This is a genomic window from Mesorhizobium sp. M7A.F.Ca.CA.004.04.2.1 (genome assembly GCF_004022825.1).
In the GTDB taxonomy this organism is placed as follows: Bacteria; Pseudomonadota; Alphaproteobacteria; order Rhizobiales; family Rhizobiaceae; genus Mesorhizobium.
Genome location: NZ_RZPH01000562.1, coordinates 1 through 3,944, shown reverse-complemented (window position 1 = coordinate 3,944; position 3,944 = coordinate 1). Strand labels below are relative to the sequence as shown.

Below are 3,944 nucleotides of genomic sequence, written 5' to 3'. Positions count from 1 at the left end.
GTCGGGAAGCGGCCAACTCGACGCGACACAACTTGCCAAGCTGTCGAACCTGGATGTCCAGATCACCGATCTGCCTGGCTCGGCGCTGGCACAGTCGGTGTTCGGCGCGGTGATGATCGACCGCAATGCGGCCGGACAGGGCTGGTTCGTCGACCTGTCACCTCTCGACAGCAGCGAGTTCCAGCTCGATGCCTCCGGGCACCTGACGGCGTTGCCGGGCGGCGCCGCCGATGGACGGATGGACCTTCTGTCGGTGCTGATCCACGAGATCGGCCATCAGGCGGGCTTGGATCACGATGAGGGCGACGCGGGCGTGATGTCGGCTGAGTTGGCCGCCGGCGAGCGCCGGCTGCCGGAGGCCGGATCTGCCGGTCCGCTGACTGAAACGCAGCTCTTCCATGATGGCCTGGGCGTCTTTGTCGGCGCGCAGGAGCATGGATTGCTCCAGAGCGCAGGCATTGCCCGGGCTGAACCGATTGGCGAAGCCACGACGATATCGAGCGCAAGAGCTTCCGGCGGCACGGCGGCGGCACATTCCAAGTCAGAAGCCGATACAAGCGCCAAGACCGACGACATCGTGCTGACCGGGGCTACTTCTGGCTTGCAGGCAAGCGGCCAGCTCAACTGGGTGTTCGACGAAGCCAGCGGAACCTTTGTTGCCGCACAGGGTCGGCAGCAGGACCGTCCGCACGATGCAGCGCCCGATGCGGATCAGGACGATGGCGACGCAACTTCGGACGACCTCAACGGTCTCGCCGAATGGAGCAACCGCAAGGGACTGCTGTCGCGCCTGTCCAGTCTGTTTGGAGTGCGATGAGACAATGATGGCGGCGCAGTTCACACATCTCGCGAACTGCGCGCGCCGCCTCGAAACGGCTGTCCATGGCCGATAGCATCCTTGAAAGTGATACCCACAGGATGCTGGATGATGCCGGCATCGTCAGCTACAGCGTTCTGGACCAGGCGCTGTGGACACGCTTCCGCACTGCCGGGACATCGGATGAGTTCATTGGCGCGTGGCTGGGCCTCCTGTGCCGCCAGATTGCCGATGCCTCGGCAGCAGCCCTGGTGCTCGGGGAAGCCGATACCGGGCCTTATGTGCTGGCCGCCGCATGGCCGAACTCACAGTCGCCGGTCGGCGGACTTCTCGCCGCCACCGAAATGGCCACGGGAAAGCGTCAGGGCGTCAGTGTATCGGGTCCGACGGACAACACACAAATCATCGCGTCACCCATCCTCATCGACGGGCATCTGTTCGGAGCCTGTGCCGTTGCGGTGAAGCGAAACGACGCTGCCTTCACCGACATCATGCGTAAGATCCAGTGGGCCTGTGGCTGGGTGGAGGTGCATCTGCGCCGCGGCATGAGCGATCAGAGCGAACAGGCGGCGCAGCGCAGCCGCTTTGCGTTCGATATGTTGGCGGCAGTGATCGAGAAGAAGCGGTACAAGGGCGCTTGCACCGCCCTCGTCACCGAACTCGCCATGCGGCTGAACTGTGACCCGGTCGCCGTCGGCGTGATGCGCCGGCGCTGGACGCGCGTTGCGGCGGTGTCGCATTCGGCGGCATTCGACGGCAAGGTCAGCTTCATGCGCGACATCGCGGCGGCGATGGACGAGGCAATCGACCAGCGGGCCGTGGTCGTCGCGCCACCGCGCCAGGGTCAGGAATATCGGGTCAGCATCGCGCACGAAGCCTTGACGCGCCAGTACAAGAATGGCGCCGCCCTGACCGTGCCGCTGCAGAGCAACGGCACGATGACGGGCGCGCTTACCTTCCTGCGGCCCGCCGACGCGAGCTTTGACCAGGAGACGATCTACCTTTGCGATGCAGTCGCGGCCGTGGTCGGACCGGTGCTCGAGGAAAAACGCGGTAACGACCGGACGATCTTCACCAAGGCGATCGAAGCGGGCTGGATCCAGATCAAGAGGCTGCTTGGCCCGCGCTTCATCGGGCGCAAGATTGCGACGCTGGCCGCGGTGGCGATAGCGGCCTATCTGAGCGTCGCCACCTCACCCTATGCGGTAACGGCGCCCGCGGTCATTCGCGGTTCGGTGCAGCGAACCATCGTTGCCCCGTTCAGCGGCTATGTTCTGGCTGAATTCGCCAAGGCAGGCGAAACGGTGCGCAAGGATCAGGTGCTGGCGCAACTCGATGATCAGGATCTGAATTTCGAACGGCTGCGGCTGGTCACCACCAAGGCTCAGAAGGAGACGGAATTCGACCGCGCTCTGGCGCGTGGCGAGCGCGCCGAAAGCCAGATCATCGAGGCCCAGATCAAGCAGGCGGACGCGCAGCTGTCGCTGATCGACGAACAACTGCGGCGCACCCGACTGGTGGCGCCGTTTGACGGATTCATCGTCGCCGGCGATCTGTCGCAATCGGTCGGCGCGGCGGTCGAGCGTGGCCAGGAATTGTTTCACATCGCGCCACTCGATTCTTACCGCGTTGTCCTGGAAGTCGACGAAAGCGACATCGATGACATCAAGATCGGCCAGACCGGCCAGTTGCGGGTCAGCGCGTTGCCGAGGGAGCCGCTGCCATACAAGATCGAACAGATCACCTCTGTCTCGCGACAGGGCAACGGCCGCAACTCGTTCATGGTCGAGGCTTCGCTCGCCGGGTCCCTCGAGCGGCTGCGTCCTGGCATGGAGGGCGTCAGCAAGACCCATGTGGATGAACGGCTGCTGTTCTTCGTCTACACCCAGAAGATGATCGACTGGCTGCGCCTGACCCTCTGGCGCTGGGCGGGCTGACCATGGACGGGAGCTATTTCAGTTCGTCCTGGTATCGCGTTGCGCAATTGAAGCCGCGGCTGCGAAGCCAGGTGAGCATCCACCGCACGATCTTTCGCAACCAGGTCTGGTATGTGATGCAGGATCGGACCTCTGGCCGCTTCCATCGCTTCACGCCGGAGGCCTATTTCATCATCAGCCTGATGACGGGCCGACGTACCATGCAAGACGTGTGGGACAACGCCTGCGAACACCTCGACGAAAAGGTCATTACGCAAGACGCGGTGATCCGTCTTTTGGGGCAGCTTCACGCAGCGGATGTGCTGTTCGGCGACATTCCGCCCGACATCGAGGAAATCGCCGACCGCGCCAGCAAGCAGCACAACCGCAAGCTTCTGTCGAAATTCGCCAATCCGCTGGCTATCCGCGTCGGGCTGTTCGATCCGAACGAGTTCCTGAACGCGACCTATCCGCTGGTGCGGCCGTTCCTGTCCTGGTTCGGCGGCGTCGCCTTCCTCGCGCTGGTTGCCTATTCGATCTTCCTTGCCGCGATGAACTGGCAGGCGCTGACCGGCGATGTAACCGACCGGGTTCTGTCGGCCGAGAATATCGTGCTGATCCTGATCGCCTATCCCTTCATCAAGGCTTTGCATGAGCTGGGGCATGCCTTCGCCGTCAAACGTTGGGGCGGCGAGGTGCACGAGATCGGCGTGATGCTGCTCGTGTTCATGCCGGTGCCCTATGTCGACGCGTCGGAGAGCCTGGCATTCCGGGACAAATGGCAGCGCGCCCTGGTGGGTGCGGCAGGCATTATCGTCGAGGGGCTGTTAGCCTGTCTGGCGCTGATCGTCTGGCTGAACGCCGAGGCCGGACTGGTGCGCGCCTTCGCATTCAACGTGATGCTCATCGGCGGCGTCTCGACCTTGCTGTTCAACGGCAATCCACTGCTGCGCTTCGACGGCTATTACGTTCTGAGCGATATTCTCGAGATACCGAACCTTGGTCAGCGGGCGACCAAATATCTCGGCTATCTGGTGCAGCATTATCTGTTCGGCATCGAAAGCGCCGAAACGCCGGCGACCGCGCAGGGCGAAGAGTTCTGGCTGTTCAGCTACGGCGTCACGTCATTCTTCTACCGGATCGGCGTCATGGTGGCGATCCGGGAGAAGAATGACGTGACGCCGTAGCTGAACAGCCAGAACTCTTCGCCC

The 3,944-nt window shown here is 63.1% G+C and carries 3 protein-coding genes; all 3 read left to right on the top strand.

Features of this window, described 5'->3' with window-relative positions; genetic code table 11:
- Positions 1-817 (top strand): matrixin family metalloprotease (locus EN893_RS22595; RefSeq protein WP_128361783.1); only part of this gene is annotated, 817 nt, incomplete at its 5' end.
- A 65-nt stretch (positions 818-882) separates the two neighbouring features.
- Entirely contained in the window at positions 883-2,754 is a 1,872-nt protein-coding gene (locus tag EN893_RS22590; protein WP_127269820.1) for an HlyD family efflux transporter periplasmic adaptor subunit, read from the top strand.
- Positions 2,755-2,756: 2 nt separating this feature from the next.
- A complete protein-coding gene (locus EN893_RS22585) occupies positions 2,757-3,920 on the top strand; it encodes a hypothetical protein (protein WP_128361782.1) in 1,164 nt (387 codons plus the stop codon).
- Positions 3,921-3,944 lie beyond the last annotated feature (24 nt).

Excerpts from the sequence above, each read along its gene's own strand:
- EN893_RS22590 (WP_127269820.1), top strand. The coding sequence starts at position 883 with ATGGCCGATAGCATCCTTGAAAGTGATACCCACAGGATGCTGGATGAT.
- EN893_RS22585 (WP_128361782.1), top strand. The coding sequence starts at position 2,757 with ATGGACGGGAGCTATTTCAGTTCGTCCTGGTATCGCGTTGCGCAATTG.